The following is a 26,522-nucleotide window of genomic DNA, read 5'->3' as shown; positions in this document are numbered from 1 at the left end:
CGCAGGCCCAGATGCGCGCCGACCACCCGCAGCCGCCGCCCGTCCAGCGCGCAATCGACCATCGCCGCGCCGCGCGGTTCCAGCCCGGGCAGTTCGAGGGGGCGGACGTCGTGGATCTCGGCGTCGCCGCGCAGGAGGATGACGTTGCCGTGCCAGCCATGGCTGTGGCCGCGATCCGGGAGGGGGGCGATGCGCAGGCCGGTCTCGGCGGCGAGCTCGGCCTCGGGCAGCAGCGCGCGGCGCCCGTCGAAGCGGCGGTCGGCCTCCTGCAGGCAGGCGATGTCGGGGGCGATCTCGGCGAGCACGGCGACGATGCGGCCCGGGTCCCGGCGCCAGTCGAGGCCGACGCATTTGCGGATGTTGTAGGTGGTCACGCGCATGGGGCGGCTCCGTCGGCGCCGGGCGGGGCCGCCTGGGGCGGGGGACGCCCTCCCTGACTAGCGGATCGGAGGGCCGGACCGAAAGGGTCAAGCGTGGGGTGGCGTGGCGTTCGCGGCGCGGCGATCAGGCGGCCGCGTGCTTTCCGCTCGGGGGTCGCGGAGCCGGCGTCAGCCCTGCCGCAGGGCGTCGCCTCCTCCCTGCGCGTCTTTCCTGACCGCGGGGGCCGGCGCGATGGCGTGACTCGCCGCGAAAGCGATGGCCCATGCCGGAGGCCGCGTCCGGTCCGCAGGGACAACGCGGTCTGTCATGAAATTTCAGGGAAAGCGGCGTCTTGCGAGGCCCACATCCTCCGCGATACCAGCCCCCTCGCCGACCGGCGCGGCGCCGGCGATGGACCGGGCGCCTGATGGACGATGCGGCCGATGTCCTTTACTGCAATCCCCGCGCGGAAACCCGGGCGCGGGCCGGATGGCGCGCGCCGTGACGTCGTAATTGGCGTTCAGTCACCGAGGCGCGATCTGGAGGGGAAGGGCGAACATGGAGCGTAAGCCATTGATCGGAAACGCACGTCGCCTTTCCGTCGCGCCGATGATGGACTGGACGGGCGTGCCGATTAAGAAATTGATTTTTGTAGAATAAAATCTGGCTGGGGCTGGATTGGACTACCCCAGGACTACCCGACCTTCCGTTTCAGCTCCCGGCGCGCCTCGTCGGCGCAGGCGTCCAGGTAGTCCGCGAGGTCCATGATCGCGATCATCAGCATCGCCTTCTGGCCCTTCCCGAGCCGGACCAATGGCAGCGGGATCTCGCCGCTCTCGAGCTTGGTCTTGAACCGCTCGCGCGTCATGCCGCCGAAGTAGTCCTCGCGCACGCGGTCGATCGAGATCTGCGGGCGTCCGTCATACTGGGCGAAGAGCATCAGCATCGTTTTCATCTGCGGGAGCGCTCCTTGCGCGCGGTCTCGGGACCGATCTGGCGGATGGGGCGGGGGCCGGTCATGCCGCGTCTCCGGGCCCGGCTGCGAGCGCGCGGCGGCGGTCCAGCCTCGCGGCCCGGGCGCGGTGGAGCGTCAGCCAGGCCTCGCGCCGGGCGACGACCACCGCGTCGGGCGGCGCATCGGCGTAGAGGGCCGGCTCGGCGGCCACGGTCTGGGGATCGCAGCACGCGACCTGCGCGGCGCGCGGGCTGATCTGGCGCAGGCTGGCGCCGGGGCCGAGCGCGCGAAGGCGGCGGTCCAGGAAGAGCTCGATCATGCGGGGGTTCCCTTTTCATCCTGGCGCAGCGCCAGCGCGGCGGCGCCGGCGGCGGTCATGGCGCGGGCGATCAGCTGGCCGGCCTGGGCGCTGGAGGCTTCGCCCTCGGCGATCAACGCATCGAGCCAGGCGCGCGCCTGGCGGCGGTCCGGCCCATGGGGCGAGGCCAGCATTTGCAGCGCGGCCCGCACGTCGCGTTCCAGATCGCGGACCCGCGCGTCGACGGTCGCGGCGATGAGCTCGGGGGCCATCACGCGACTCCGATCCGACGGAGTTCCGGCCTGGCGCGCTCGTCGGGCAGGAGCTGGCGGTCGAGCAGCGCCCTGTGCCGCGCGATGGCGGCGTCGACGGCCGGCATGTCTGCGGGACGGGTGGCGGCGAAGTTTCTGCGATAGGCGAGCAGGGTTTCGAGCCGTGCGCGGAGCGCCGGGGCGGGCAGAGGGGCGTAATTGCGCAGGCTTGAGGGGAAGGGGGCATTCATCACGCGACCGCCGGCAGGCGGGCGTCGCGGCGTGCGCTCGGTCGCGCCGAACTCAGCGATGACTTCGGAGATGGCGCTTGGCGGTTCGGTGTCGTGCATATCGGCCTCCGTCAAAGGTGACGGAGTTAGATATCCACAAAAAGTGAATTACGACAACCATAAAATCACATTAAGTGGATTGAGCATCAGGCTGCTCATTCATACGATCAGCCCACGGCAGGCGTGTTGCCATTATGTTCCGCCTGAGGCTGCGGGTGTAGGAGGAGTGGATGAAAGAGATTGATCGTCGCCTGGACAGGATGATGGAGATCGCCAGCGAGCTGGGCGTTCCGTTAGACCATGTGGTCAAGCACCTGGGGCGATGCGATCAGAGCCGCTTCAAAGCGATTTCGGACAATCCGTCCCGCCTCCCCCGGTATACGAAGTCGAGCGAGAGCCCGTAGAGGTCGCTCAGTTTTTCGGCGGCCTCCACCGGAATACGCCGGACGCCCTTCTCCCAGTTGTTGTACTGGGTTTGGGCGAAACCGTGTCGCTCGGCCCAATCGCGTTGCGAGGCGTCTGAAAAGGCGGCGCGGATCGCCGCCAGGCGCTCGCCGATTTCCGCATAGGGATTTTCACTCTGCATCATGGGGTTAGGATTCACATATGGTGGATGCCGCGACAAACCACAAAAAGTGGTATTGTGATTCTCCACTAAAAGTGGATAGGTGTCGCCATGATCACCGTGGCCGACATCGTCGAAACTCTCGGGCGCCGCCGCCTCGCGCTTGCGCTGCGCGTTGGCCCTACGGCGATAAGCAACGCCGTGGTTCGGGGCACGTTCCCAGCGTCCTGGTATCTGGTTGTCTCCGAGATGGCCAAGCCCACGGGCGTCTCTTGCCCGTTCGAGCTGTTCACCTTCAAGACCGCGCCGGCTGTTGTTGCCGGTCCGGTCGAGGCTGACGCTGCATGATGCCTCTTCTCCTGAGCAGTGAGCGGTCAGTTGCGTTCGTGGCGCCGCTCGATCCTGCCACGGCATTCGCCGAGTGTGCGAAGCGCGACCGGTTGCCCCCGAACGAATTGGGGGCGACCTGATGCAGCAAGCCGCCCCGCTTCGTGTCCGCCTGGCCTCCCAGCCGTCCGAACGCCCTCATTTTGCGACGGCAGGTTCGGAAATGTCTTTCAGAAAATCGGGCGCCTCGCCCGAAGAGCAGGAGCGCGCGTGGTTCGCGGGCCTTTTGTGGCGGGCTTTCCCGGAGGCGGGGTCGGAGAACGAGCTGGCCGAGGCGGCGGCGGCGGTGCTGTCGCGCGACGGGCGGGCGGTGCATCCGCGGACGGTGCGCAACTGGCTGCGCTGCGAGAACGCGCCCCATTTCCGCTACGTGCTGGCGGTGATCGCGCTGGCGGGGGCGGAGGCGGTGTTCGCGGTGCTCGACCCGGAGGCGGGGCGATGAACCTGGTCTGGCGCATCTTCGCCCGCTTCAACCGCCTGCGCGCGGCCCGGGCGCGGGCGGCCGCCCGCCGGTTCGACTGGCGTGCGGAAAAGTTTTTCGGCCGGATCAAGGGGGCGCAGCGATGACCGCGCCGGCCCGCATGCCCATGCCGATCGCGCGCGCCGCCGGTCCGCGTCCCTCGGGACGCCCGGCGCGCCGCCTCGCCGTCCGGTCGCTTGGCCGGGCTCGCGGCGCGCTGCGTCGCACCTCCCTGTCGACTTGCCCCGGGGCTCCGGCCCCGGGGTCTTTCCGGAGGGTTTCGCCGTGATCGGTGACGACGACCATTCGACGTCCACGGTCAGCGCCGGCCAGCTGCGGTCGATCGTCGAGCGGATCGAGCGGCTGGAGGAGGAGAAACGCGAGGTCGCCGCGCAGATCAAGGAGGTGTTCGCGGAGGCGAAAGGCGCGGGCTTCCACGTCAAAACCCTGCGCGAGATCGTCCGCCTTCGCCGCCTCAAACCCGAGGAGCGCGCGGAGCGCGAGGCGATGCTCGAGCTCTACAAGGGCGCGCTGGGCATGGGCGGCACGCCGCTCGACGCCTGGGCGCAGGCGCGGTTCGGGCCGGTGGCGCAGGCGGTGCGGGCGCTCGGCGCGCGCGACCGGGGCGAGGAGGCGCGGCCATGATCGACGACGATCCCGCGCGCGAGGGCATCGGCAATATCGACCTCTACCCGATCCCGTTGGGCCAGCGGCTGAACGGCAGCTGGTTCCAGTTCGACTTCCGCGGCTTCAACGAGAACGCCTGGGCGCGGAAGGTCTCGCCGGAGGCGGGGTGGTTCGGCATGCGGCTGATGCTCCGCGCGGCGGCCCAGCCTACGGCGGGAACGCTGCCCGACGATGACGTCGAGCTGGCGGACCTCGCGGGGTTCGGGCGGGACGTCGAGGGCTGGCGGCGGCTGCGCCCGCAGGCGCTGGCGGAATGGCGGCGGGTGCTCTGCTCCAACGATCTCGAGGAAGAGGTGCGGCTCGCCCATGCCTGGCTGACCGAGGCCATGGTGGCGGCGGTCAACGGCGTCGAGCGCAAGCGCGACGGGCGCGAGGAGGCGACCCTGCGCAAGCGGTTCGAGCGGCTGCGCAACGCCATGCGGCGCGTGGGGCTGGCGGAGCGCGCGGTGATGGACTCGCACCTGCAGCAGCGGCTGCTCGACTGGCTGGACGGCAACGGGCTGACCCTGCGCCAGACCCATGTGCGCGCGGGGCTGGAGAGGCTCGGCCTTCAGAATGAGATGGGCGCGCAAGTCACTGATCTGAAAACCGAACTGGTTCGGCGCGGCCTGCGCTGAAACTGTCGCGTGACAGTGTCACGGACAGTCGCGTGACAGTCACGGGAAGTGTCGCGCACCGAGATGAGACGAGATTTGAAATATCCCCCTTACCCCCTTCGGACAGGAGGCCGCCGTGGAAGACGCTGAGGAGGACATGCCGGGCCGGACCCGCGTGCGGGAGCTTCTGATCGCGCCGCTGGCGGAGATGGGGCTGAAGCGCAAGCGCTCCGTGTCGGCGGAGGCGCATGCGCGGTCGGTGGAGCGGGTGGTGGAGCGGCTCGCCTACATGACGCCGGCGGGGCTGCGGGCGCTGCTGGCGGCGGTGGAGCGGCTGGCGGGCGGGCCGCTGCGCAACGAGTGGCCCTCGGAGCTGGTGGTGGTCCGCTTCGCCTGGAGCATCGAGGCGCCGCCCCCCGAAAGCGACCGGCTGGTGACGAGCTGGATGCGCTCCGCCGCCGGGCGCAGGACCTGGGCGGAGAGCCCGTATCTCGCGGCCGAGCTTGCGCGTCACCTGGTGAAGGCGCGTCGCCCGCCGATGGACGGCGCGTGGCCGGGCATGCGCGAGCGGGCCGCGCGGCGACGGCGCGAAGTGGAGGCGGCGCAGCGGCGCGCGCGCGAGGGAAGGGACAGCGAGGCCGACCGGGCCGAGATCGCGGTCTGGCGGGCGGCGGAGGCGCGCACCCGCGCGCTGGTGTTCGAAAGGCAGGGGAAGAGCGATGAGCGAGAGACCGTATCCGACGCCGCCTGAGGCGATGCGCGACGACTGGGCGGCGCTGCCCTGGGTGGTGGCCGAGGTGCGCAACATGCGCGAGGCGCGGATCGCGGACGCGCTGGCGGAGAAAGGCCTGCCGGTGATCGCGCCGCTGGACCGGCTGAACGTGCGGGTCTCGCGTCATAGCAAGCGGACCGAGCCGCGGGCGCATCCGGCGTTGCCGGGGTATCTCTTCGCAGGGATCCGGGGCGACGCGGACTGGCCCTTGCTGCTGGGCGCGACCGGCGTCTACCGGGTGCTGACGTCGGACGGGCGGCCGAGCGTGGTGCGGGCGTCGTCGATCACGCGCTATCTCGCGCGGCTCTCGGCGGGGCGGCGGCCGGTCGGGGAGGCGGGAGCGCCGCTGCTCGATCCCCAGCCGGGCGAAGTGCTGACCATCGCCTCGGGCTGGCTCGCCGGGCGCAGCGTCGAGGTCTCTCAGAAGCGGGGCCCGCAGCATGACGTGCTGGTCGAGCTGCTCGGCTACGGCCGAAAAGTCCGCATCGCGGTTGACCGGCTGGCGGCGGCGTGAGAATCTCGGCCCTGTTCTTCGCCGTTGATCCGTCGGAACCCATGCAGGGCGCGCCGCGGACGGCCAGGGGAGCGCGCCGCTGATCCGATCGGGATGCGCGGCCGCTCCGGGTGCGAAGCCTGAGCGATCCGAACCCCGCCGAACCCCGCCGCCCCCCCCGAACCCTCGCTTCCGCGCCCGCGGGTCCTTCCCGGGCCGATCCGTATACGGGTCGCTTAAGCGCATGGGTTCGGTCGCGCTAAACAAGCGGCGAAGCCTAAACTTCGGCTAAACGAACGAGGCCATGACCACGGTCAACGCATCCGGCCTGGCGAAGGCGCTGGGGCTCAGCCCGGGGCGGATCAGCCAATATGTCGCCGAGCGCAAGCTCGACGGCTGCTTCGCAGGCGAGGGCCGGGCGAGGCGGTTCGATCTGACCAAATGCGCCGAGGCGCTGGGGCGCACGCTCGATCCGGGCCAGCAGCTGGGCAACGGGGCGGGGACGGCGAAGGCGCTGCGCGCGCTTCCGGGCGCGGGGCAGGGGCCCGACCCGGACACGACCTCGCCGGACAGGCCCGCGCCGGAACCGACGATCCCGCGCAGCGACCCGGACGCGGACCGCTACCAGCGGGCGCGGGCCGACATGGCGGAGATGCGGGCGACCGAGGGCCGGCTGAAGCTCGCCGAGCTCGAAGGCCGCTATGTGCTGGCGTCGGAGGCCGAGCTCGAGATCCGCCGGGCGCTCGCCGCCGAAGTCGCCGAGTTCGAGACCGTCCTGCGCACCGCCGCCCAGCGGGTGGCCTCGGAACATGGGCTCGACGCGCCGACGGTCCGCGCGATCCTGGTGAAGGAATGGCGCGAGCATCGCCAGCGCCGGGCCGACCTCGCCGCCGCCATCGCCGCCGAAGCGGCGTTCGCGCCCGCCGAGGCCGCCGAGACGGCGGTCGCCTGACGACCCTCATCGCGGAGCCCGCCTGATGTCGATCATCGAGCCCGGCGCTTTCCTGGTCCCGGCCCGCCGGGTCGTCATGCGGGCGGTCGCCGCCGCGATGACCCCGCCGCCGCCGCCCGACGTGGCGGGCTGGGCCGAGCGCAACCTCGCCTTCGACCAGGGCAGCCCGTTCCCCGGCCCCTATGATTGCAGCCGCTTCCCGATGCTGCGACGGATCCACGAGGTGCTGAGCCCCGACCACCCGGCGCGCGAGATCAGCGTCCGCGGCTCGGCCCAGATCGGCAAGACCGACGCGCTGATCAAGGCGCTGCTCGGCTGCATCTTCGACATGGCCCCGCGCAACACGCTGGTCGTGCACCCCACCGGCACCGCCGCGGCGGAGTGGGTCCGCACCAAGTGGATGCCGTTCCGGCGGGCCAACCGGCGGATGCGGGCGATCTTCGGGGTCTCGGCCGGGCAGCTCGACAACATGAGCTACCAGGAGACGCTCGACCGGACCTGCTCGCTGCGCACGGTCTCGGCCGGCTCGCCCTCGGAGCTCAGCGGGACGACGCGGCCGAACGTGATCATGGACGACCTCTCGAAGTTCGAGAGCACGGCGATGGGCGACCCGGAATCGCTGGCCGCCTCGCGGGCCGAGGCGTTCGAGGACGCGAAGATCACCCGGGTCTCGACCCCGATGATCGCCGGGGCCTGCCGGATCACCCACGCCTACCTGCGCGGCACGGCGGAGGAATGGCGGATGCCGTGCCCGCATTGCGGCCACCGCCAGGCGCTCGCCTGGGAGAATTTTGCCGTCGTCGCCGAAGACCCCGGCCAGTCGCACTTCACCTGCATCGGGTGCGGGGGCGCCATCGAGTTCCGGCACCGCGACGCGATGGTGGCGGCGGGCGAATGGGTGGCGACCAACCCGAAGGGGGATCATCCGAGCTTCCACCTCTGGCGCGCGATCATGCCGTTCCGGGACTGGCGCTCGATCGCGGTGTCCTGGCTTCAGGCCAAGGGGGACGCGGCGCGCGAGCAGACCTTCTTCAATGACGTGCTGGGCCTGCCCTACGAACAGGCGAGCGACGCGCCGGGATGGGAGGAGCTGCGCAACCGCGCCGAAAACGCGCCCGAGCCCGCGCAGAAGGGGCGGATCCCGGCGGGCCTTCCGATCCTCGCCTGCGGGGTGGATTGCCAGGGGACGTGGCTCGAATGGCAGGTGGTGGCCTTCGGACGCAACAACCGGGCGCATGTGGTCGATCACGGCATGATCCCGCATCATGTGGGCGAGGACGAGGGGCGGGCGGCGCTCGACGCGCTCCTGAAACGCCGGTGGCGGAACGCGGCGGGGCGGGACATCGCGCTGGACCGGCTGGCGATCGACGGCGGCGCCTATACCGACGACGTCTGGGACTGGGCGAAGCGGCATCCGTGGAGCCGGGTGTCGATCTCGAAAGGGGCGAGCTCGGACAAGGGCCCGGCCTACCAGGCGCAGAAGTTCGAGCGTCGGCGCGACGGCAAGGCCAGGCGGCGCCAGAAGCGGGCGTTCATGGTCAACGTCTCGAACCTGAAGGCGGTGCTCTATTCCGACCTGAAGAAGGAGGATCCCGAGGCCCGCGGCTTCCAAAGCTTTGCCTCGGGCCTGGGCGACGCCTTCTTCCGCGGCCTCTGCGCCGAGCGCCGGATCCTCAAGCGCAACCGGTTCGGGGTGATGGAAAGCCGCTGGGAGGTGATCGAGGCGGACGGGCGGAACGAGCCGCTCGACACGCGGGTCCTCGCCGAGTTCGCCGCCCGCCTCGCCGGCTTCCGCTCCGCCACCGACGCCGACTGGGACGCGCTGGAGGCCGAGCGCGACGCGGCCGTGGCCGAGGCCGAGCCCGACCTCTTCGACCGCCCGCTCGCGGCCCCCGTCGCCGCCTCCCCGCCTTCGCCGGCTCCCGCCACGTCGCTCTTCGCGGCGCTTCGAAAAGGCTGACATGACCGACGCCGTCACCCTCAAGGCCCATCTCGCCGAAGCGGAGGAGGCCCTGCACGCGCTGCGGCTCGGCCGGGCGGTCGCGCAGGTGCGCACCGTCGACGGTCGCCAGGTGTCCTATGCCGCCGCGGACCGCGCCGATCTCGCCGCCTATGTGCGCAGCCTGCGGCTCCAGCTTGGTCTGCGCCCGCGCCGCGGCGCCGCGATCGGGGTCCGCTTCCGGTGACCGCCGCCGGTCCCAAACTGCGGCGGACGCTGGCGCAGGTCCGCCGGCGGGGCATGCAGGCGGCGCTGGAAACGCGCGAGCCCTATGACGCCGCCGACGTGATGACTTCGGAGGTGGCCGCGTGGCAGCCGGCGCGGGACCATCCGGACCGGGAGATCGGCTGGGCGCGCGACGCCGTCACCGCCCGGGGCCGCGACCTGGTGCGCAACAACGGCTTCGCCGCCGGCGCCGTCCAGCGCGAGGTGGACGCGGTGGTGGGCGCGCGCTTCCGCCCGACCTCGCGCCCCGACTGGCGGGCGCTCGGCATCGACCGGGCGCAGGCCTTCGAGATCGGGAACCGGATGGACGCGGCCTGGCGCGAATGGGCGGACGACCCGCGGCTCACCTGCGACGCGGCCCGGGCGCTGGACTGGGGCGGGCTCGCCGGGCTCGCCTATCGGTCCTACATGCTCGACGGCGACGCGATCGGGGTTCTGCACTGGGACGAGGGCCTGGGCGACTACCGGACCCGGCTGCGCGTCGTCGACCCCGACCTGTTGGAAAACCCTTACGGCGCGACGGACCGGGCGGATCTTCGCGGCGGCGTGGAGCTCGATCGCCACGGCGCGGCGGGGGCCTATCACTTCCGGCGCGATCACCCCTACGCCCTGTGGCCGGGCGAGTCCTGTGTCTGGGAGCGGGTCGCGCGGGAGACGGACTGGGGCCGTCCGCAGGTGGTCCACTTCTTCGACAAGCATCGCGACGGCCAGACCCGCGGCGTCTCGCGGCTCGCCCCGGTGATCGATGCGCTGAAGATGGAGGACAAGTATGCACGGGTCGAGCTGCAGGCCGCAGTGCTCGGCGCGATCCTCGGCGTCTATGTCCGCAGCCAGCTGGCGCCCGAAGAGGTGTCGGAGCTGATCAGCGACGGCAAGTTCGAGACGCTCGACCTCGCGCGCCGGGACCTGGTCGGGAGAAACGATCTGACCTTCGGCGGCGTGCGCATGCCGGTGCTGCCGCCCGGCGACAGCATCGACACCGTGTCGGCCGAGCGCCCGGGCGGCACGTTCGAAGCCTTCGAGGCGGCGGTCCTGCGCCGGATCGCGGCGGGGATCGGCACGAGCTACGAGCAGCTGGCGGTCGACTGGTCGAAGACCAATTACAGCTCGGCCCGCGCGGCGCTGGTGGAGATCTGGCGGGGCTGGACCGCGCGGCGCCTGTCCTTCGCGCAGCGCTGGTGCGCGCCGATCCGTCTGGCGGTGATGGAAGAGGCGATCGACCTCGGCAAGGTCGAGCTGCCCCGCGGCGCGCCCGGGTTCTGGGAGGCGCCGACGGCCTGGCTCCGCGCGAAATGGATCGGGCCCGGGCGAGGCTTCGTCGATCCGGTGAAGGAAGCCCAGGCCGCGGCGATGCGCGTGGCGCTGGGGCTCTCGACCATGGAGGACGAGGCGGCCGAGCTGACCGGCGCGGATTACGAGGACAACCTCGCCCAGATCGAGCGCGAGGTCGCGGGAATGCCCGAGGGCGTGCTTCACCCGGCGCAGGAACGCTTCGCCGAGCTGATCGGCGGAGAGGACCCGTCGGATCGCGACGCGCGCGCCGCCGCCGCGGGCGGCTGACGCGCGCTCAGCCCTGGAGGCTCCACATGATGAAGATCCGCACCGGATCCGCGCTTGCGCGGCTCCGCCCCGGCCTGCTCGCCCTGGCGGACAGCCGCCTCGAATGGGCCGAGGCCTGCGCCGAGCGGGCGCTGGCGGCTGGCGACGGCGCGCCCCCCGTGGGCGCCGCCGCCTGGAACGACGCGCTCGACGCCCGCAACGCCGGCTGGCGGCCCTATGACCTGCATGAGGGCGTGGCGTTGATCCCCGTGCAGGGGATCATCCTGCCGAGCTTCGGCCTGGTCGGCTGGGAGCACGCGACGGGCTGCGAGCAGCTGCGCTGGCAGATCGCGGCGGCGCTCGCCGATGACGAGGTCCGGGGCGTCGCGCTGCTGATCGACAGCCCCGGCGGCTACGTCACGGGCGTCGACGAGACGGCCGCGGCGATCCGGGCGGCGCGCGCGCAAAAACCGGTCGCCTCCATCGTGATGGGGCATGCGTTCAGCGCCGCCTACTGGCTCGCCAGCGCGGCCGACACGATCAGCTGCCCGCGGACCGGCGGTCTCGGCCATGTCGGCGTGATCACCCTGCACCTGGACTTCACCGGCCTGTTCCAGGCGGAGGGCGTCAGGCCGACCCTCTTCCGCTCCGGCGCGCGCAAGGCCGACTTCCATCCGCTGGAGCCGATGACCGATGAAGCGGCGGCGAGCGTTCAGGCGGAGATCGACGACTTCCGCGCGCTCTTCGCGGGCGACGTCGCCGAAGGGCGCCAGTGCGTCATGGACGCCGCCGCGGCGCTGGCGACGGAGGCGCGGGCCTATAGCGGCCCGGCCGCCCTGGCCGAGGCCCTGCGGCTCGGCCTCTTCGACGCGATCCTGCCCTGGGAGGAGGCGCTCGACGCCTTCGCCGCGGGCATTCCCGCCGGCGCCGCCGGCTGACACTGAAGGAGGACCCCATGAAGCGGTTCACGTTCGCGAACCTGGTCGGCGGCCGGAAGGCGCAGGCCGAGGGTGAGGACGATCTCGACGCGGCGCCCGACGACGAGGAGGAGGGCGGCGAGGCGGCCGCCGAAGACAGGGAGGATACCGCCGCGGAGGACGCGGAGGAGACCGACGACGCCGCCGAAGCGGAGGAGGAGACGTCCGCGGAGAAGGCCGCCCGCCGCCGCGGCGTCGCCCAGGGCGCCCGGGCCGAGCGCGCGCGCTGCGCGGCGATCTTCGCCCAGGCCGACGCCGGCACGGTCGCGCAGGCGGCGAACCTCGCCTTCAACACCGGCGTCTCCCCGCGCGAGGCGAAGGCGATCCTCGGCTCGGCCCCGCGCGGCGGCGGCGGTCTCGGGGCCCGCATGAAGGGCCGCGACCCCGCGCCCGCGGCCACGGGCGGTTCCGGCGCCGAGGCCTCCGGCCTTCCCCCCGAGCTCGCGGCCGCCCAGGCCCGGGTGCTCGCCACCCGCAGGAAGGAGCGCTGATCATGGCGATGAAGGAAACCGAAGCCCACGACCCGAACGGGATTTTGGCGGGCGACTACCCGGTGGAGACCGCTTCGGCGACCATCGCCGCCGGGGCCGACCTCGTCGCCGGCGCGGTGCTGGGCCGGGTCGCGGCGAGCGGCAAATATGTCCGCTCGGTCGCCGCGGCCGGGGATGGCAGCGAGACGCCGGCGGCGGTCCTGCTGACCGACGCCGCCGCGGGCTCGGCCGACGCCGCGGCGATCATCCTGCTCAGCGGCGCGGTCGCCGCCGACCGTCTCGACTTCGGCGCCGGGCATGACGCCGCGAGCGTCGAAACCGCGTTCCGCGCCGCGGGCCGCCCGATCTTCGTCAAGTCCCGCAGCGCGATCTGAGGAGCGCCCGACATGTCCCTCTACACGTCCCGCCAGCTGGCGGAGCTGGTGCGGCCGCTCGACCGGCCCCAGCAGTTCCTGACCCGGATCTTCTTCCCCACCCCCCGCCTGTTCGAAACCCGGAAGATCGACTTCCACATCCTGAACATGGCGCGCGAGGTGGCGAAGTTCGTGCACCCGGATTCCGCCGCGAAGCCGGTGGCCGAGCGCGGCTCGAAGATCGACAGCTTCGAGCCCGCCTACATCAAGCAGCTGACCCCGGTGACGCCGAGCACGATGTTCGACATCCTTCCGGGCGAGGTCCACGGGGGCGACCTGTCGCCGATGGCGCGCCGCGCCCTGCGCATCGCCCAGATCACCCTCGACCACGAGGCCGAGATCATGCGGCGCATCGAGATCATGTCCTCGACCATTCTCGCCACCGGCGCGATCACGGTCTCCAGCGAGGACTATCCCACGCAGACGGTCGACTTCGGACGCGACGCCGCGCTGACGGCGAAGCTCACCGGCGCCGCCCGCTGGGGCGAGGACGGCGTGAACCCGTTCGCGAACCTGCGGACCTGGGTCGGCCGGGTCTCCGCCGCCTCCGGCGCTTCGGTCGACACCTGCGTGATGGGCGACGAGGCCTGGGAATTGCTGTTGCAGGACGAGGTCTTCCTCGCCCGGCTCGACAACCGCAGCCAGACGCCAACCCAGGTGCAGACGCTGATCGAGGCGAAGGGCGAGGAGGCGTGGGGCACGTTCCAGGGCCGGATCGGCAATATCGACTACTGGACCTACAGCCAGCCCTATACCGAGGACGGCGTGGTCAAGAACGTCATGGACCCCTACGGCGTCATCCTCGGGTCGCCGCGGCAGATGCAGGGCGTGGTCGGCTACGGCGCGATCCTCGACATGGATGCGCTGCAGGCGGCGACGTTCTGGTCGAAGATGTTCGATCAGAACAACCCGTCGCGGACCTTCGTCGAGTCCGCCTCCGCGCCGCTGCCGATCCCGCCGCGGGTCAACGCCTGCTTCTACGCGAAGGTCCGCTGATCATGGCGAAGGGCGAGGCTCCGTGAGCCGGAACGCCTTCGCCGCGGCGGTGGACGCGGTCTTCGGCGATCCCAATCTCGGGGTCGCCGCCCGGCGCGTGGACGGGTTTGGCTTGGGGTCCGACATCCGGATCCTGCGTCGCCAGCCGGATGAGCTGAGCAGCTGGGGCGGGGCGCAGATCGTGTCGGACGCGGATCATGTCGAGATCCGCGTCTCGGACGCGCCCGATCTCGCCGCGGGGGACCAGCTCTTCGTCGAGGGTGCGGCGTTCCGGGTGGCGGGCGCGCCGCAGCGGGATGCGGATCGGCTGGTCTGGCTCGCGCAGCTGGTCCCGGCATGAAGCTGGGCGTCCAGGTCACGGGCCTTGCGGAGACGATCCGGGGGGAGATCGAGGCCGGGCGCCGCGCGGTCTCGATCAGCATGAAGACGGCCGGGCAGGGCGTGAAGACCGAGTGGCGGGGCGAGGTGACCTCGGCCGGGCTCGGGCGGCGGATGGCGAACACGATCCGGAGCCGCGACTTCCCGAGCGACCGGGCGAGCGTCAACGCGGCGGCGCTGGTCTGGTCGAAAGCGCCGGAGATCGTCGAGGCCTTTGCGGACGGCGCGCTGATCCGGTCGGGCGGGGGTCTTCACCTCGCCATTCCGACCGAGGCGGCGGGGAAGGGGCCGGGCGGGCGCCGCCTGACCCCGGCCGAATGGGAACAGCGGCGCGGCATCAAACTTCGGTTCGTCTACCGGAAGGGAAAGCCGGGGCTGCTGGTCGCGGATGCGGTGCGGCTGAACAAGCGGGCGCAGGCGGTGGCGTCGCGGGCGAAGACCGGGCGGGGCCAGGTCACCGCGCCGATCTTCGTGCTGGTCCGCCAGGTGCGGCTTCGCAAGCGGCTGGATCTCGCGCGCGTGGTCCGCGCCTGGGAGGGCCGCATTCCGCAGATGATCGTGGGCAACTGGGTCGACGGCCGGCTAGGGGGCGAGCGATGAGCGACAGCGTCTCGGAAGCCGTTCTCAAAGCGCTATTCGCGGCGCTCTCAGCCTCCACGCCCGCGGGCGCCGTCACTCTGCGCAACGCCAGCCTGCCGGCGCGCATCCCGGAGGCGGGCCTGCTGATCCTGCGGGACGGCGACCCGGGCGAGCCGGAGGAGACCCTCTCGCCGCTGATGTTCCACTATCAACACCGCGCCGAATTGGAACTCTTCGTCTCGGGCGATGAGGGCGGGCCCCGCGACGCCCGCTTCGATGCGCTCAAGCGGGCGATCGGGGCGGCCCTCGCCGCCGACCGGACGCTCGGCGGGCTTTGCGACTGGGCGCAGGCCGACGCGCCGGCGCCGCAGGACGTGATCCCTGACGGCGGCGCCCCGATCAAGGCGGCGGTGATCCCGATCACCCTGCATTACGCCACCGCCGACCCCCTCCAATAAACCTGATCCACAGGAGGCCACCCCATGGCACGCGCCCAGGGCGCGCGGGCGCAGATGCTGCTCGCGTTCGAGACCACCTACGGGACCGCTCCGGCGAGCGGCTTCACCCGCATTCCCTTCGCCCGGGCCTCGCTCGGCTCGGAACAGCCGCTGATCGACAACGAGCTGCTTGGCTATGGCCGCGATCCGCTCGCCCCGATCAAGGACGCGGTGACCGTCGACGGCGAGCTGACCCTTCCGCTCGACGCCCACGCGCTCGGCTTCTGGCTGAAGGGCGTGTTCGGGGCGCCGTCGACGACCGACAACGGCGACGGGACCTATGACCACGTCTTCCAGTCGGGCAGCTGGTCCCTTCCATCGATGGCGATCGAGACCGGCTTGCCCGAAATCCCGCGCTTCGCGATGTATACCGGCTGCATGGTCGATCAGCTGAGCTGGACCATGCAGCGCGCGGGCCAGCTCTCGGGGTCGGTGCGGCTGGTCGCCCAGGGCGAGGCCAAGGCGGCCGCGTCCAAGGCCGGCGCGCCGGCGGAGATCGCGCTGGCCCGCTTCGGCCACTTCAACGGCACGATCAAGCGGGGGGGCGTGGCGCTCGGCAACGTGACGTCGGCCCAGATCACCTATGCCAACAACCTCGACCGGATCGAGACGATCCGCGCCGACGGCCTGATCGACGGCGCCGACCCGAGCGTCGCGGCGCTCACGGGCCGGATCGACGTGCGCTTCGCCGACGAGACGCTGATCGACCAGGCCCTCGCCGGCGAGCCCTGCGAGCTGGCGTTCGCCTATGCGCTGCCCGGCGGCCAGAGTTTTGCGCTGGTCGCCCATGCGGTTCACCTGCCGCGCCCGCGGATCTCGATCGAGGGTCCGCAGGGCATCCAGGCGAGTTTTGATTGGCAGGCGGCGCGCGCCGCCGGGCCCGGGCGGATGGCGACGGCGACGCTGGTCAACGCGGTGGAGGGCTATTGAGATGAAACGCCTGAACCTGAACCCGGCGCCGCGCTGGGTGGAGATCGACGCGGAGCTGTCGGTGGCGGTCCGCCCGCTCTCGCCGTTCGACCTGGCGGAGATGTTCGAGGGCGAGGCCGAGCTCGCCGGGATGGCCGCCACGCTGCAGGACGGCGAGGCCACCGCCGCGGGCGCTGGCGCGGATGCGAACGGCGGGGGCATGGGCGCGCTGCGCGTGGGAAAACTGCTCGACCTGGTCGGCCGCTTCGCCGAGCTGGCGCTCGACGACTGGACGGTCAGCGACGAGACCGGCGAGCGGCTCCCGGTCACCGCCGAGGCGGTGCGGGCCCTGCTCCGCGCCGAGCCCGAGCTCGCGGTCCCCTTCATCGACCGGATCATCGCCCCGGCGGTCTCCGGCGCCGAGGCATTGCAATCGGAAAAAAACGGCTCCGCGCCCTCGCCGGCTGGGTCTACGGCGGGGGCGGAGATTACTGCGCCGGATGCGACGGCGTCTGCGAGGCCTGCCCGGCAAGACTGAACCTGCCGCAGACCCGCGAGGGCCGGCAGGTCTGGGACCTGGTGGGAAAGCTCGAGGGCCAGATCCGGGTCGCGCCCGGCGTCGGCGTGCTCGGCTGGGACATGACCGCGGCGCTGGCGCTGGGGGCGGCGCTCGGGATCGAGCCGCGCGCGACGGCGGAGCTGCTGCCCGGGATCGAGGCCGAGATGGTCCGGGCGATCAACCACCGCGATCGGGAAAGCGACGATGGCTGAGAAGCGGGTCTCGGTGCGCCTTGGCGCGACCGGCGGCGACCAGGTCGAGAAAGAGCTGAAGGGCGTCGCCGAGGCCGGCGAGCGCGGTTTTGGCCGGCTGTCCAAGGAGGTGGACGCGGCGAGCGCGCGGCTGGAGCAGTTCTCGCGCCGCGCCAGGCTCGCCGCCGCGGCTGCGGCTGCTGCGGCGGTGGCCGCGGCCGGGGCCTTGGTGCGCTCGGGGCTGGAGACGGTCGATGCGCAGGCCAAGCTCGCCCAGTCGCTCGGCACCACCGTCGAGTCGATCCAGACGCTGGAACGGGCGGGCGAGCTCGCCGGCGTGTCGATGTCGGGGATCGAGCAGGCCACCAAGGACCTGACGCGCCGCCTCAGCCAGGCCGCGTCGGGCGCGGGGCCGGCGGCCGATGCGTTGAAGCGGCTGGGGCTCTCCGCCGCCGAGCTGAGCGCCATGCCGCTCGACCAGCGGGTCGAGGCGATCAACGACGCGATCACGACGTTCATCCCGCAGGCCGAGCAGGCGGCCGTCGCGGGAAAACTCTTCGGCGAGGAAGGCTCCATCGCCATGTCGCGGATCGACACCGCGACCCTGCGCCAGGCCGCCCGGGACGTCCGCGATTTTGGAGTGGTCGTCTCGGAGGCCGATGCCGAGCAGATCGAGCGGACCAATGACGCGGTCTCGCGGCTCGGCCTGATCTGGCGGGGGCTGGCGAACACGCTGGCGGTTGCGGTGGCGCCGGCGATGGAGGCCATCGCCAACGCGATGGCCGTGGTCGCGGCGGACGTGATCCCGGCCTTCGGGACCGCGATCCGGGCGGTCAGCGAGAACGTGGACCGGCTGGCGACCTATGCCGCCACCTTCGCGGCGCTGATGGCGGGCCGCTGGGTGGCCGGGCTTCTGGCGGCGGCGGTCTCGGTTCGGGGTCTCGCGACCGCTCTGGTCGTGCTGCGCGGGGCGCTGATCCGCACCGTGATCGGCGGAATGATCGTGGCGGCGGGCGAGCTGGTCTTCCAGTTCACGCGCCTCGTGCGCGCGGCGGGCGGCTTCGGCGAGGCGATGCGGCTGCTCGGCGCCGTCGCGGCCGAGGTCTGGCAGCGCATGCAATGGGGCGCCTACGCCTTCTCCGACAGCGCCGCGGCGGCGTTCGAGGACCTGCGGGCGATGTTCCTCGCCGTCGTCGCCAATCTCGCCGGGGCTTGGGCGGACTTCACCGGCCTCTTCGGCGTCTCGCTCGGCCGCGAGATGGCGGCCGGCCTGCGCGTCGCCGCCGAAGGCGCGGCGAGATTGGGAGACGCGCTGAGTTCCTCCGCCGCGGGCTGGGCTGAGATGGCGACGGCGCCGCTGGAGAGCCTCGCCGCGTTGAAGGCGCTGCTGAAGGAGACCGGCGAAGAAGGCGCTGAGTCCGTCGCCCAGGTGACCGACGCCCTGTCCGATCTTGATGCGGCGGCGGGCGGGGCCGGCGGCAAGGGCGCAGGCAAGAAGGCCGGCAAGGGCGCCAAAAGCTCGATCGACAAGATCAAGGAGTCCGCCGAGCGCCTGAGCGAGACCATGCAGGGCGTCAAATCCGCGATGGGCGGGGCGTTCAACGCCATCGTCTCGGGCGCGAAGACTGCAGACCAGGCGATCGGGGACATGCTGGCGCGTTTTGCGCAGATCGCCACCGACCGGGCGTTCAACGGGATCTTCGACGCGCTGCTCGGCGGCGGCGGCTCCGGCGGCGGGGGCTTGCTTGGCTCGCTCCTCGGCGCTTTCGCCAAAGCCCCTACCGCGGGGGCCTCCGCCGGCTTTCTCGGCGCGCTGGGAAGCGCGCTGCCGGGGCTCGCGGGCGGCGGGCCGGTCGAGGGGCCGGGGACGGCGACCTCGGACAGCATCCCGGCGCTGCTGTCCGACGGCGAGTTCGTGGTCAACGCGGCGGCGACCGCCCGCAACCGGGCGTTCCTCGAGGCGATCAACCGGGGAGGCGACGTCCGCCGCTTCGCCCGCGGCGGCCTGGTCGACCCCGGCGTGCCGCCGGCGCTGCGCGATCCGGGGGCGTGGGGCAGGGCGGCGGCGCAGCCGGTCGGCGGCGAGCGCCCCGTGATCCAGATCGTCAACCAATCGTCAACGCCGGTGACAGGCGAGGTCGAAGAAACCACCGACGCCGGCGGCCGGCGCACCACGCGGCTGGTGCTCTCGGACGCGGTCGGGGACTCCCTCGCCATGGCGGGCGGCGGCGCGCGGCGGACGATGCGCCAGACCTACGGCCTGCAGCCGCGGGGAACCCGGCGATGACGCTGATCTGGCCCGAGGATCTGCCGCGCCCCAACCGCGACGGCTACCAGGCGCAAATCGAGGATCCGCGCCTCAGGAAATCGGCGGAGACCGGCCCGCCTGGGTGGCGGCGGCGCTGGTCGAGCGTGGCGCGCAGCGTCTCGCTGACCGTTGACCTCGACCGTGCGCAAAAAGGCGCCTTCGACAGGTTTTACGAGGAGGCGACCGGCCAGGGCAGCCTCCCCTTCGAAATGCCCGACCCGGTGACCGACGGCTGGCCGCTGCTCGCCGCCGACGGCGCGCCGCTTCTGGCGGACGGGGCGCCGATTCTGCTCGCCGCGCGGTGGCTCTGCCTGTTCGGCGCGACGCCGCCGGCCGAGACGCTCGCCCGCCCCCTGACCTTCCGCAAATCCTTCAGCGTCTGGGTGATGCCATGAGACGGGTCTCGATGAACGCGCGCGCCGCCCTCGACGCGGCGAGCTCGGCCGAGGTCGAGGTCGCGCTCTTCGCCATCGAACACCCGGCGCTCGACGCGCCGGTGCGGCTCTCCACCGATCCGACCGAGCGGCTGTCGACGGATCCGCTGACCTACGGCGCCCGCTCGACCTGGTTCGGATCGAACCCGGTGACCGAGCCGTTCCTGTTCGTGCTGGTCTCGGCCGAGCTCCCCAGCGACCAGGAGGACGCGCCGGCGACGGCGACGCTCGTCCTGCAGAACGTCGACAACGACATCGCGGCGCTGCTGCGCTCGTTCACCGACCGGCCGGTGATCCACATGGCGGTGGTGCTGGCGTCCTCGCCCGACCTGGTCGAGGCGGAATGGCGCGACCTGCGGATCGTTGCGGCCGAGGGCGACGCCGGCGAGGTCTCGTTGACCCTGTCGCGCGCGCCCATCGAGGACGAGACGGTCCCGATGGACCGGTTTACGAAGGACCGCTTTCCGGGGCTCTTCCGATGACTTGCGCGGGTGATCAGACGCACTGGACGGATGCGTATCTCGGCCTCCCCTGGGCTGATCTCGGGCGCACGCGCGCGGGCTGCGACTGCTACGGGCTGGCGCGGCTGGTCTATGCCGAACAGCTCGGGATCGAGCTCTCCGACTATGCGGGCGCCTATGTCGGCGCGGCCGAGCGGGCGGAGGTCGCGGCGCTGCTCGACCGCGCGGAGGAATGCGGCCCCTGGCGCCCGGTCATGGGGCCGCCCGCCCCCTTCGACCTTTTGCTGTTCCGCCGGGGACGGCTGCGCAGCCATGTCGGCGTCGCCGTCGACGCGGGCTTGATGCTGCACATGGACGGCGAAGCGCAGGCGCGCGTCGCCCGGCTCTCCGATCCCCGCTGGCGGTCCCGCTTCGCCGGCGCGTTCCGACATGCCGAAGCTGGCCCGAGGGGGAACGCATGACCGAGCTGATCCCCGTCACCTCCGCGCCGCTGCTCGACCCCGGCCAGGCGCGGCGCGACCTTCAGGTTCCGGCCGGACTGACCCTCGAAGAAATCGTCGCGCTGGCCCTGCCGGGGCTCGGCGCGGAGGACCGTCGCCGGCTGCGGGTGACATTGATCAGCGCGCGGGGCATGTCGGCCCCGGATCCGCGTCACTGGGCGCGGCTGCGGCCCCGGCCGGGCGCGCGGGTGGTGATCCGGCTGGTTCCCGGCTCCGACTCGATCCTGCGCTCGGTGCTGATGGTCGCGGTGGCGGTGGCGGCGATCTATGTGCCGCCGCTCTTCATCCTGTCGGAGACGGTCGCGGCGGCGGTCTCCGCCGGCCTGCTCGTCGCGGGATCGCTGCTGGTCGACGCGCTGATCCCCGTCGCCACGCCCGAGGGCCGGCAGGCGGGAAACACCTACCGCGTGTCGGGCTGGCGCAACGCCATGCGGCCGGACGAGCCGATCCCCTTCATCCTCGGGCGCCACCGCTACGCGCCGCCCTTCGCGGCGTCCTCCTACACCGAGGTCGTCGGCGATCAGCAATATATCCGCGGCCTCTTCTGCTTCGGCTACGGGCGGCTCGACCTCTCCGACTTCCGGCTCGGGGACACGCCGCTTGCCGACTACGAGGACGTCGAGATCGAGGTGCGCGAGGGCGCCGAGGGTGATCCTCCCCTGTCGCTCTATCCTCGCCAAGTCCTTGAGGACTCGGTCGGGGTCGAGCTGGTGCGTCCGGCGCCCCGCGATGCCGCCGGCGAGGTGATCGAGGGCGAGCCCGCGGTCTCCACCCCGATCGTGCGCTGGACCGCGGCGGACGCGGCCTCGGTCAACCTGATCTTCGCCTTCCAGGGCGGGCTCTTTTACGCGGCCGACAACGGATCGCTGAGGGCGCGGACCGTCTCGATCCGCATCCGGCAGCGGCCCGAGACCGGCGGGGCCTGGCAGGACGTGGCGACGCTGGAGATCACCGCCAAGAAACGCGAGGCCTTCTTCCGGCAGCATGGTTGGGACCTGCCGGGGCGGGGGCGGTGGCAGGTCCAGGTGACCCGGATGACCGAGGAGAGCGTGAGCCCGCAGGTCTCCGACCGGGCGACGCTGGCGGCGATCCAGTCGATCCGGCCGGAATATCCGGTGAACATGGCGAAGCCTCTCGCCCTGGTCGCGCTGCGGGTCCGGGCGACCTATCAGCTCAACGGGGCGCTGGATAACTTCAACGCGCTCGCGCGCCGCCACGCGCCTGCCTGGGACGGCGAGACCTGGGCGGAGCGGCTGACGCGCAACCCGGCCTCCGCCTATCTCGCGGCGCTGACCGGGCCCGCAAACCCGTTCCCGGCGACCGAGGCGGGGATCGACTGGGATCAGCTGGCCGACTGGCACGACTGGTGCGCTGCCAAAGGCCTGAAATACGACCGGCCGCATGACGCGGCCGAGAGTTTTGGGGACATGCTCCGCGCCATCTGCGCGGCCGGCCGGGCGAGTCCGCGCCATGACGGGATGCGCTGGGGGGTGGTGATCGACCGGCCGGAGGCGCTGGCCGTGGACCATATCAGCCCGAGGAACAGCACCGGCTTCCGCTGGACCCGCGCCTACTTCGATCCGCCGCATGCGATGCGCGTCAGCTTCCTCGACCAGACCAACGGCTACGCGCCCGCCGAGCGCCTCGTCCGCTGGCCCGGCTACGACGGCGAGATCACGCTGACGGAAACGCTGGAGCTCCCCGGCAAGACCGACCCGGACGAGATCGCGACCGAGGCGACCCGGCGCATGCTGGAGCTGATCCACCGCCCCGACCGCTTCACCGCCATCCAGGACGGCGTCGCGCGGGTGGCGACGCGGGGCGACCTGGTCATGGGCGCGTTCGACGTGCTCGACCGCGTGCAGCTCGCGGCGCGTGTCGTCAGCGTCGAGGGGCCGCTGGTGGAGCTCGACGAGGCGGTCGAGACCGAGCCGGGGACGAACTACGCCATCCGCTTCCGGGTCTACGCCCACCCCGACGACAGCATCGGCGCGTCGGTGGTCTCCGCCGTCAAACCCGCCGGCGCCCGGACCCGTCTGCTTCGCCTCGCCGCCGGCGCCGAAGCCCCTTCGCCCGGCGACCTCGTCCACTTCGGCGTCGCCGGAACCGAGAGCCTCGCGCTGCGGGTCCGCGGGGTCGAGGCCGGGGAGACCTTCTCCTCGGTCCTCTCCTTCGTCGCCGCCGCGCCGGAGATCGACGAGATCCTCGACGCCTATGAGCCCCCCGCCTGGAACGGCCGGGTCGGGGCCGAGATCGACCCGGCCGAGATCGAGCCCGCCACGCCGCGCTTCGTCGAGATCCTCACCGGCCGCAGGGGCACGGGCGCGCGCGACGGGCTCGAGGTGTTGCTCGCGCCCGGGACCGGCTCGGTGGCGCTGCTGGCCGCCTATCGTCTGCAGCACAAGCGCGCCGCGGACGACGACTGGACCGAGGTGAGCCTGCCGATCGCCTCGGGGGGCGTGGCGATCGAGGGCTATGCGAAGGGCGACGACGTCGAATTGCGGGCGCGCGCCGTCGCCGTCGACGGGACCGAGGGGCCCTGGACCGTGACGGTCGACGTGAGGGTCGGCTCGAAGGACAGCGCCATTCCCGAAGCGCTCGACGATGACGCGATCGAGGTGACGGGCGGGCTCGGCTGCCTGCGGATCACGCTCGCCACCACCGCCGACGATGCGACCGAGCGCGTGCAGCTCTACCGCGCCCCCGCCGGCGCGCCGCTCAACCGCGAGACCCATGCCCTTGGAAAACCCTTCGCCACGTCGCCGGGCGAGACCGTGACCCATGTGCAGGGCGACGGCACGCGGCGGACGCGGCTCACCGGCGGCGACTTCGCGAGCGCGGCGGGCTGGACGCTCGGCGTCGACTGGGCGGTCGAGGGCGGGGCGGCGACGCATGAGCCCGGTTCGGCCGGCGCGGTCAGCCAGGCGGTCGGGCTGGTCGAGGGCGCGACCTACCGCATTGGCTTCGCCGTCTCGGGCCGCAGCGCGGGGACCGTCACGCCCCGGCTGACCGGCGGGGCCGCGCAGGCCGGCGCCGCGGTCGCCTCGAACGGGCCGGCGCTCGACGCCCTCGCCGCCGGCCCCGGCAACACCGGCTTCGAGCTGCGGGCCAGCGCCGACTTCGACGGCGCGATCCGCGACGTCGTCCTCTACCGCGAGAGCGGCCGCTGCCTGACCGCCGGGGCCTGGGACGTGTTCCTCGAGCCGCAGGATTCCTCCGGCGTTCCGGGCCCGGTCTCCGGCCCCTTCTCCGTCATCGTGATCTAGGAGCGAACCATGGCCCAGAACGGCGTCACGACCCCTTTCCTCGCCTCCGCTTCGCTGGTCGACGAGCTGGTCGGCAACCGCGGCGGTTCGACCGTTCGCGTCGGCCTGCAGAATGTCGCGGCCCAGCTCGCCGCCACCGGCGCCGTGGCGGAGAGGCTCGACCAGGTCGAGGGCCTGGTGACCACCGGCGCCCGCCTCGCCGCGACCTGGGACGAGCTGCGGGCCGCCGCCGGCGACTTCGACGGGCAGGGCGGCGAGGTGCTGGACGCGGACGCCGGCGCGCACGCCGCCGCCAGCGCGACGGGCTATGACGGCGCGCCGGTGGACAATGCCGGGCGCTACGCCTGGAACGCGGCCTGGTCGCGTTGGGTCCGCGTCGGCGGCTCGGGCCTCGCCGCCAAGGCCGACGCCTCCGCGCTCGCCGCCCTGGCCGCGTCCACCGACCTGGTCGCCGCCGACATCGCTTACTTCCAGGGCAGCCAGCGCGACCGCGCCGGGGCCATCGAAGAGGGCTTCGTGCGCAAGGCCGACGGCGAGGAAGGGGCCTCGCCCGCCTGGCGACGCACCGGCTTCATTCCGGTGACGTCGAAGCACTGGATCCGCACCACCGCCGCGCCGATGGGCGACGGCTACAACGCCGCCAACATCGTCTTCTTCGACGCCGCCCGGCGCTATGTCGCCCACATGAACCTCTCGTCGCCGTCCCAGACCGTCCAGGTCGCGGATTACGAGGACGGCACGCCGATCCGGCACGTCCGGGTGACGCAGTTGGGGACCGAGGGGTTCTCGGTCTATGCCGAAGCCTATATCGACCCGTCTTCCGTCAAGGGGCTGGCCGAGCTGCTCGCCTCCTCCGCCGCCGTCGATCACTTCGACGTCGAGGGCGTGCAGCTGGTCATCGTCAAGACCTCGGGCGAGGTGCTGTCGGGCGCCAACTGGCGCACCACGCCGTTGATCCCCGTCTCCGTGGGGCAGAGCTTCGTCTACGAGGGCACGGGCTATCCGGGCGTGGCGATGATCTCGGCGTGGAATGCGGCCGGGGCGTTCATCGGCTCCAGGCTCTCCACGACCAGGGACGGGGGCGGCTCGGAAGACGGCTTCGTGTTCACCGTCGTCGATCCGGCCACCGCCTTCGTCCGGGCCACCGCGGCGACCACCGGACCCTATTCGTTCGTGACCCGGCAGGCCGCCTCGACGGGCTACGCGCCCCAGGCGTTCGACCCCGGCGCGGTCTACGCCATCGAGGGCCAGACCACCTATCTCTACGCGAAGTCGCTTTGTCCCGATCCCGCGATCAGCCTGACCTGGTCGATGTCCGGCGCGTCGCCGAGGGCCGCGGCCGTCACCCCCGCCAGCCAGGCCGACATCGACGTCGCCCTCTTCGGCCGGGGCCCGGACAACGTCCTGCGCACGCTGGCCGCCTTCCCGATCAAGGTCGCCGCCGCGACCGCCGTCGAGCCCCCCCGGACCCGGGTGCTCAACTGGCTCGGCGACAGCACCATCTTCGGCAAGAACAGCGGCCTGAAGGAGGGCTTCGACCCCGAAGATCCCGATCCCGACATCGACGGCGCCGTGCCGCAGGAGGTCATGCGCCAGCTGACGGGCGTCGGCGCCCGGCTGGTCCCGTCAAGGCCCCGGCCGGACGCGGCGCTGACCCGGGTCGTCTCGATCGGCACGCAGGGCGACGCCCCCGGCTTCCATGACGGCCATTCGGGCAAGACCGCCGGGTGGTTCATGAACGACGCGGACAGCCCGCTCCGCTTCGGCGGCCGCGCCGATTACGGGCGCTACATCACCTCGAACGGCTGGGACGGCGTGTCCGATCCGGTCAACGGCGTGACCGCCTCGGGCGACAACCTGACCGTCATCATCGAGCTCGCCTGGAACAACGTCTACAACACGTCGCTCGCCGCCGCCGTCGACACGCTGCGGGCGCTGATCGCGCATATCCGGTCCGTCTATCCGGAAGCCGACATCGTGCTGCTCGGCCTCTGGCCCGCGCCCGAGCAGATGGTCAAGACGTTCTCGGGGCCGCCGCGCAAGGTCTCCGAGCGCGAGGTCTGGGAGCAGGCGGTGCGCACCTACGGCGTCGCCTATCGCGATCTGGCGGCGAGCATGGATCGCGTGGTCTTCCTGCCCATCGCCCCGGTGTTCGACGCCGAGACCGGCTTTCCGCGCGCCGACTATCCGGTCTCGGCCGCGTCGAGCGCGACCTACTCGGCGGCCTGGGACCACGTTCACCCCTGGGCCCACGGCTATCGCTACATCGCCGACGCCCTCGTCGCCTATCTCCGCTTCACCTACTTCTCCTGAGGCGGCGTGCCGACCTGACCCGAAAGGAGACCGTCATGGCCCTTCGCCCTCTCGCAGGCCTCCACGTCTCGCGCGCGCGTCCGGAATGACCGCCGCAATGACCGCCGCCGACGTCCGTCGCGGGTGGCGCGCCGTGCTCGCCCAGTTCTGGTCGAGCCTGCGCGCCTCGGCCATGACCGCCGCCGTCGTCGCGATCCTGGGCGGGGCAGGCCTCGGCGCGAACTGGCTCTGGCGCGGCGCGGTCGCCGACCTGGTGTTCGGGGCGCTGCAGGAGAAGCTCGGGATCACCGCGCTCGCCGCCGCCCAGGACGATCTCGCCGTGCGCGTCTCGGTGCTCGAGCCCCCGAAACGCATCCTGCGCTTCGACCCGTCGCTCTCCTATGTCGATGGCGGCGCCTGCGCCCAAGGGGCCGAGAGATCG

At 72.2% G+C, this 26,522-nt stretch carries 34 protein-coding genes; 28 read left to right on the top strand and 6 right to left on the bottom strand.

Annotation, left to right across the window (positions count from 1 at the left end):
* The 6 genes from ACTB72_RS09870 to ACTB72_RS09845 form a co-directional block, all read right to left on the bottom strand.
* On the bottom strand, positions 1 to 380 hold a 380-nt coding region (locus ACTB72_RS09870), incomplete at its 3' end, for an endonuclease/exonuclease/phosphatase family protein (protein WP_463036823.1).
* Between the two features lie 674 nt (positions 381 to 1,054).
* Positions 1,055 to 1,315 carry a pyocin activator PrtN family protein gene (locus ACTB72_RS09865; protein WP_463036822.1) on the bottom strand — a complete coding sequence of 87 codons (261 nt, stop codon included), beginning with the start codon at positions 1,313 to 1,315 and terminating at the stop codon, positions 1,055 to 1,057.
* Between the two features lie 61 nt (positions 1,316 to 1,376).
* Entirely contained in the window at positions 1,377 to 1,634 is a 258-nt protein-coding gene (locus ACTB72_RS09860) for a hypothetical protein (RefSeq protein WP_463036821.1), read from the bottom strand.
* A complete protein-coding gene (locus tag ACTB72_RS09855; RefSeq protein ID WP_463036820.1) occupies positions 1,631 to 1,885 on the bottom strand; it encodes a hypothetical protein in 255 nt (84 codons plus the stop codon). The genes ACTB72_RS09860 and ACTB72_RS09855 overlap by 4 nt, the downstream gene beginning before the upstream one ends.
* The gene (locus ACTB72_RS09850) at positions 1,885 to 2,214 is read right to left on the bottom strand and encodes a hypothetical protein (protein ID WP_463036819.1); all 330 of its coding nucleotides are present in this window, start codon (positions 2,212 to 2,214) and stop codon (positions 1,885 to 1,887) included. The genes ACTB72_RS09855 and ACTB72_RS09850 overlap by 1 nt, the downstream gene beginning before the upstream one ends.
* A gap of 268 nt (positions 2,215 to 2,482) precedes the next feature.
* A complete protein-coding gene (locus ACTB72_RS09845; RefSeq protein WP_463036818.1) occupies positions 2,483 to 2,743 on the bottom strand; it encodes a helix-turn-helix domain-containing protein in 261 nt (86 codons plus the stop codon).
* Positions 2,744 to 2,830: 87 nt separating this feature from the next.
* On the opposite strand from ACTB72_RS09845, the gene ACTB72_RS09840 reads away from it, so the two are divergent.
* The 28 genes from ACTB72_RS09840 to ACTB72_RS09705 all read left to right on the top strand — a co-directional run.
* Positions 2,831 to 3,067: a hypothetical protein gene (locus ACTB72_RS09840; protein ID WP_463036817.1), complete on the top strand. Its 237-nt coding sequence runs from the start codon at positions 2,831 to 2,833 to the stop codon at positions 3,065 to 3,067.
* 202 nt (positions 3,068 to 3,269) lie between these two features.
* Complete coding sequence (locus tag ACTB72_RS09835) at positions 3,270 to 3,548, top strand: hypothetical protein (RefSeq protein WP_463036816.1); 279 nt, start codon at positions 3,270 to 3,272, stop codon at positions 3,546 to 3,548.
* On the top strand, positions 3,545 to 3,673 hold the full coding sequence (locus ACTB72_RS09830; protein ID WP_463036815.1) for a hypothetical protein: 129 nt from the start codon (positions 3,545 to 3,547) through the stop codon (positions 3,671 to 3,673). The genes ACTB72_RS09835 and ACTB72_RS09830 overlap by 4 nt, the downstream gene beginning before the upstream one ends.
* A 178-nt stretch (positions 3,674 to 3,851) precedes the next feature.
* Complete coding sequence (locus ACTB72_RS09825) at positions 3,852 to 4,211, top strand: DUF2312 domain-containing protein (RefSeq protein ID WP_463036814.1); 360 nt, start codon at positions 3,852 to 3,854, stop codon at positions 4,209 to 4,211.
* The gene (locus ACTB72_RS09820; protein WP_463036813.1) at positions 4,208 to 4,870 is read left to right on the top strand and encodes a hypothetical protein; all 663 of its coding nucleotides are present in this window, start codon (positions 4,208 to 4,210) and stop codon (positions 4,868 to 4,870) included. Before ACTB72_RS09825 ends, ACTB72_RS09820 begins: the two co-directional genes overlap by 4 nt.
* 115 nt (positions 4,871 to 4,985) lie before the next feature.
* Positions 4,986 to 5,600, top strand: coding sequence for a hypothetical protein (locus ACTB72_RS09815; RefSeq protein ID WP_463036812.1), 615 nt, complete (start codon positions 4,986 to 4,988; stop codon positions 5,598 to 5,600).
* Positions 5,569 to 6,135: a transcription termination/antitermination protein NusG gene (gene nusG / locus ACTB72_RS09810; RefSeq protein WP_463036811.1), complete on the top strand. Its 567-nt coding sequence runs from the start codon at positions 5,569 to 5,571 to the stop codon at positions 6,133 to 6,135. Before ACTB72_RS09815 ends, nusG begins: the two co-directional genes overlap by 32 nt.
* A 283-nt stretch (positions 6,136 to 6,418) precedes the next feature.
* Entirely contained in the window at positions 6,419 to 7,066 is a 648-nt protein-coding gene (locus ACTB72_RS09805; protein WP_463036810.1) for a hypothetical protein, read from the top strand.
* A 25-nt stretch (positions 7,067 to 7,091) separates the two neighbouring features.
* Positions 7,092 to 9,026, top strand: coding sequence for a phage terminase large subunit family protein (locus ACTB72_RS09800; RefSeq protein WP_463036809.1), 1,935 nt, complete (start codon positions 7,092 to 7,094; stop codon positions 9,024 to 9,026).
* Position 9,027: 1 nt separating this feature from the next.
* Entirely contained in the window at positions 9,028 to 9,252 is a 225-nt protein-coding gene (gpW, locus tag ACTB72_RS09795) for a gpW family head-tail joining protein (RefSeq protein WP_463036808.1), read from the top strand.
* Positions 9,249 to 10,850: a phage portal protein gene (locus ACTB72_RS09790; protein ID WP_463036807.1), complete on the top strand. Its 1,602-nt coding sequence runs from the start codon at positions 9,249 to 9,251 to the stop codon at positions 10,848 to 10,850. The genes gpW and ACTB72_RS09790 overlap by 4 nt, the downstream gene beginning before the upstream one ends.
* A 26-nt stretch (positions 10,851 to 10,876) precedes the next feature.
* Positions 10,877 to 11,767 (top strand): S49 family peptidase, encoded by an 891-nt coding sequence (locus ACTB72_RS09785; protein ID WP_463036806.1) that lies wholly within the window; start codon positions 10,877 to 10,879, stop codon positions 11,765 to 11,767.
* A gap of 17 nt (positions 11,768 to 11,784) precedes the next feature.
* Positions 11,785 to 12,297: a hypothetical protein gene (locus ACTB72_RS09780; protein ID WP_463036805.1), complete on the top strand. Its 513-nt coding sequence runs from the start codon at positions 11,785 to 11,787 to the stop codon at positions 12,295 to 12,297.
* A gap of 2 nt (positions 12,298 to 12,299) precedes the next feature.
* Positions 12,300 to 12,671, top strand: a complete 372-nt coding sequence (locus ACTB72_RS09775; RefSeq protein WP_463036804.1) for a head decoration protein — start codon at positions 12,300 to 12,302, stop codon at positions 12,669 to 12,671.
* A 12-nt stretch (positions 12,672 to 12,683) separates the two neighbouring features.
* The gene (locus ACTB72_RS09770) at positions 12,684 to 13,706 is read left to right on the top strand and encodes a major capsid protein (RefSeq protein WP_463036803.1); all 1,023 of its coding nucleotides are present in this window, start codon (positions 12,684 to 12,686) and stop codon (positions 13,704 to 13,706) included.
* A gap of 22 nt (positions 13,707 to 13,728) precedes the next feature.
* Positions 13,729 to 14,046 (top strand): head-tail joining protein, encoded by a 318-nt coding sequence (locus ACTB72_RS09765; protein WP_463036802.1) that lies wholly within the window; start codon positions 13,729 to 13,731, stop codon positions 14,044 to 14,046.
* Entirely contained in the window at positions 14,043 to 14,684 is a 642-nt protein-coding gene (locus ACTB72_RS09760) for a DUF6441 family protein (protein ID WP_463036801.1), read from the top strand. The genes ACTB72_RS09765 and ACTB72_RS09760 overlap by 4 nt, the downstream gene beginning before the upstream one ends.
* Positions 14,681 to 15,121, top strand: a complete 441-nt coding sequence (locus ACTB72_RS09755) for an acyl-CoA transferase (protein ID WP_463036800.1) — start codon at positions 14,681 to 14,683, stop codon at positions 15,119 to 15,121. Before ACTB72_RS09760 ends, ACTB72_RS09755 begins: the two co-directional genes overlap by 4 nt.
* Before the next feature lie 24 nt (positions 15,122 to 15,145).
* A complete protein-coding gene (locus ACTB72_RS09750; protein WP_463036799.1) occupies positions 15,146 to 16,090 on the top strand; it encodes a phage tail tube protein in 945 nt (314 codons plus the stop codon).
* 1 nt (position 16,091) lies between these two features.
* Positions 16,092 to 16,607, top strand: coding sequence for a hypothetical protein (locus ACTB72_RS09745; protein ID WP_463036798.1), 516 nt, complete (start codon positions 16,092 to 16,094; stop codon positions 16,605 to 16,607).
* A 41-nt stretch (positions 16,608 to 16,648) separates the two neighbouring features.
* Positions 16,649 to 16,840: a DUF7697 family protein gene (locus ACTB72_RS09740; protein WP_463036797.1), complete on the top strand. Its 192-nt coding sequence runs from the start codon at positions 16,649 to 16,651 to the stop codon at positions 16,838 to 16,840.
* On the top strand, positions 16,833 to 19,106 hold the full coding sequence (locus ACTB72_RS09735; protein ID WP_463036796.1) for a phage tail tape measure protein: 2,274 nt from the start codon (positions 16,833 to 16,835) through the stop codon (positions 19,104 to 19,106). The genes ACTB72_RS09740 and ACTB72_RS09735 overlap by 8 nt, the downstream gene beginning before the upstream one ends.
* A complete protein-coding gene (locus tag ACTB72_RS09730; RefSeq protein WP_463036795.1) occupies positions 19,103 to 19,522 on the top strand; it encodes a hypothetical protein in 420 nt (139 codons plus the stop codon). Before ACTB72_RS09735 ends, ACTB72_RS09730 begins: the two co-directional genes overlap by 4 nt.
* Positions 19,523 to 19,533: 11 nt before the next feature.
* The gene (locus ACTB72_RS09725; RefSeq protein WP_463036794.1) at positions 19,534 to 20,043 is read left to right on the top strand and encodes a DUF1833 family protein; all 510 of its coding nucleotides are present in this window, start codon (positions 19,534 to 19,536) and stop codon (positions 20,041 to 20,043) included.
* A complete protein-coding gene (locus ACTB72_RS09720) occupies positions 20,040 to 20,483 on the top strand; it encodes an NlpC/P60 family protein (RefSeq protein ID WP_463036793.1) in 444 nt (147 codons plus the stop codon). Before ACTB72_RS09725 ends, ACTB72_RS09720 begins: the two co-directional genes overlap by 4 nt.
* The gene (locus tag ACTB72_RS09715; RefSeq protein ID WP_463036792.1) at positions 20,480 to 23,788 is read left to right on the top strand and encodes a TipJ family phage tail tip protein; all 3,309 of its coding nucleotides are present in this window, start codon (positions 20,480 to 20,482) and stop codon (positions 23,786 to 23,788) included. Before ACTB72_RS09720 ends, ACTB72_RS09715 begins: the two co-directional genes overlap by 4 nt.
* A gap of 9 nt (positions 23,789 to 23,797) precedes the next feature.
* On the top strand, positions 23,798 to 26,101 hold the full coding sequence (locus ACTB72_RS09710; protein WP_463036791.1) for an SGNH/GDSL hydrolase family protein: 2,304 nt from the start codon (positions 23,798 to 23,800) through the stop codon (positions 26,099 to 26,101).
* Positions 26,102 to 26,198: 97 nt separating this feature from the next.
* Positions 26,199 to 26,522 (top strand): hypothetical protein (locus tag ACTB72_RS09705; RefSeq protein ID WP_463036790.1); only part of this gene is annotated, 324 nt, incomplete at its 3' end.

It is taken from the genome of Albimonas sp. (genome assembly GCF_055129145.1).
This window is presented reverse-complemented; position numbering and strand designations above follow the sequence as displayed.

Coding starts and splice junctions, on each gene's coding strand:
- ACTB72_RS09805 (WP_463036810.1), top strand. CDS start 6,419: ATGACCACGGTCAACGCATCCGGCCTGGCGAAGGCGCTGGGGCTCAGC.
- ACTB72_RS09750 (WP_463036799.1), top strand. CDS start 15,146: ATGGCACGCGCCCAGGGCGCGCGGGCGCAGATGCTGCTCGCGTTCGAG.
- ACTB72_RS09745 (WP_463036798.1), top strand. CDS start 16,092: ATGAAACGCCTGAACCTGAACCCGGCGCCGCGCTGGGTGGAGATCGAC.
- gpW (WP_463036808.1), top strand. CDS start 9,028: ATGACCGACGCCGTCACCCTCAAGGCCCATCTCGCCGAAGCGGAGGAG.
- ACTB72_RS09775 (WP_463036804.1), top strand. CDS start 12,300: ATGGCGATGAAGGAAACCGAAGCCCACGACCCGAACGGGATTTTGGCG.
- ACTB72_RS09835 (WP_463036816.1), top strand. CDS start 3,270: ATGTCTTTCAGAAAATCGGGCGCCTCGCCCGAAGAGCAGGAGCGCGCG.
- ACTB72_RS09770 (WP_463036803.1), top strand. CDS start 12,684: ATGTCCCTCTACACGTCCCGCCAGCTGGCGGAGCTGGTGCGGCCGCTC.
- ACTB72_RS09850 (WP_463036819.1), bottom strand. CDS start 2,214: ATGCACGACACCGAACCGCCAAGCGCCATCTCCGAAGTCATCGCTGAG.
- ACTB72_RS09855 (WP_463036820.1), bottom strand. CDS start 1,885: ATGGCCCCCGAGCTCATCGCCGCGACCGTCGACGCGCGGGTCCGCGAT.
- ACTB72_RS09830 (WP_463036815.1), top strand. CDS start 3,545: ATGAACCTGGTCTGGCGCATCTTCGCCCGCTTCAACCGCCTGCGCGCG.
- ACTB72_RS09840 (WP_463036817.1), top strand. CDS start 2,831: ATGATCACCGTGGCCGACATCGTCGAAACTCTCGGGCGCCGCCGCCTC.
- ACTB72_RS09735 (WP_463036796.1), top strand. CDS start 16,833: ATGGCTGAGAAGCGGGTCTCGGTGCGCCTTGGCGCGACCGGCGGCGAC.
- ACTB72_RS09725 (WP_463036794.1), top strand. CDS start 19,534: ATGAACGCGCGCGCCGCCCTCGACGCGGCGAGCTCGGCCGAGGTCGAG.
- ACTB72_RS09860 (WP_463036821.1), bottom strand. CDS start 1,634: ATGATCGAGCTCTTCCTGGACCGCCGCCTTCGCGCGCTCGGCCCCGGC.
- ACTB72_RS09800 (WP_463036809.1), top strand. CDS start 7,092: ATGTCGATCATCGAGCCCGGCGCTTTCCTGGTCCCGGCCCGCCGGGTC.
- ACTB72_RS09730 (WP_463036795.1), top strand. CDS start 19,103: ATGACGCTGATCTGGCCCGAGGATCTGCCGCGCCCCAACCGCGACGGC.
- ACTB72_RS09845 (WP_463036818.1), bottom strand. CDS start 2,743: ATGATGCAGAGTGAAAATCCCTATGCGGAAATCGGCGAGCGCCTGGCG.
- ACTB72_RS09720 (WP_463036793.1), top strand. CDS start 20,040: ATGACTTGCGCGGGTGATCAGACGCACTGGACGGATGCGTATCTCGGC.
- ACTB72_RS09715 (WP_463036792.1), top strand. CDS start 20,480: ATGACCGAGCTGATCCCCGTCACCTCCGCGCCGCTGCTCGACCCCGGC.
- ACTB72_RS09760 (WP_463036801.1), top strand. CDS start 14,043: ATGAAGCTGGGCGTCCAGGTCACGGGCCTTGCGGAGACGATCCGGGGG.
- nusG (WP_463036811.1), top strand. CDS start 5,569: ATGAGCGAGAGACCGTATCCGACGCCGCCTGAGGCGATGCGCGACGAC.
- ACTB72_RS09780 (WP_463036805.1), top strand. CDS start 11,785: ATGAAGCGGTTCACGTTCGCGAACCTGGTCGGCGGCCGGAAGGCGCAG.
- ACTB72_RS09785 (WP_463036806.1), top strand. CDS start 10,877: ATGATGAAGATCCGCACCGGATCCGCGCTTGCGCGGCTCCGCCCCGGC.
- ACTB72_RS09820 (WP_463036813.1), top strand. CDS start 4,208: ATGATCGACGACGATCCCGCGCGCGAGGGCATCGGCAATATCGACCTC.
- ACTB72_RS09755 (WP_463036800.1), top strand. CDS start 14,681: ATGAGCGACAGCGTCTCGGAAGCCGTTCTCAAAGCGCTATTCGCGGCG.
- ACTB72_RS09865 (WP_463036822.1), bottom strand. CDS start 1,315: ATGAAAACGATGCTGATGCTCTTCGCCCAGTATGACGGACGCCCGCAG.
- ACTB72_RS09710 (WP_463036791.1), top strand. CDS start 23,798: ATGGCCCAGAACGGCGTCACGACCCCTTTCCTCGCCTCCGCTTCGCTG.